The sequence below is a fragment of the Rhizobium sp. 18055 genome (assembly GCF_902706285.1).
In the GTDB taxonomy this organism is placed as follows: domain Bacteria; phylum Pseudomonadota; class Alphaproteobacteria; order Rhizobiales; family Rhizobiaceae; genus Rhizobium.
On sequence record NZ_CACSKD010000301.1, the window covers coordinates 1 to 437 of the forward strand.

General features: G+C 68.2%; 1 protein-coding gene. It reads right to left on the reverse strand.

Going from position 1 to position 437, the window contains the following annotated elements; genetic code table 11:
- Positions 1 to 437 (reverse strand): SIS domain-containing protein (locus tag GVL52_RS29230; protein WP_160012753.1); only part of this gene is annotated, 437 nt, incomplete at both ends.

Here is a 437-nt window from a genome sequence, read left to right on the forward strand (position 1 = left end):
GTGCATGCCTTCGGAGGTCTCGATGTTGGTCTTCGCGTCGGCCAGCACGTAGAGCACGCCGCCGCGGGCGCGCACTTCCTGCAGGTTGCTCTTGAGCTTTTCCAGCAGTTCGTCGTTGGGCGCCACGGTGACCACCGGCATGCTGCTCGTCACCAGGGCCAGCGGGCCGTGCTTGAGTTCGCCGGCCGGGTAGGCCTCGGCGTGGATGTAGCTGATTTCCTTGAGCTTGAGCGCGCCCTCCAGGGCGATGGGGTAGTGCACGCCGCGGCCCAGGAACAGGGCGTTCTCCATCTTCGCGAAGTCTTCGGCCCAGTTGATGATCTGGGGTTCGAGCGCGAGCACGCCCTGCAGGGCCACGGGCAGGTGGCGCATGGCCTGCAGGTGGCGTGCCTCCTGCTCTTCGCTCAGGCGGCCGCGCGCCTGGGCCAGCGCCAGCG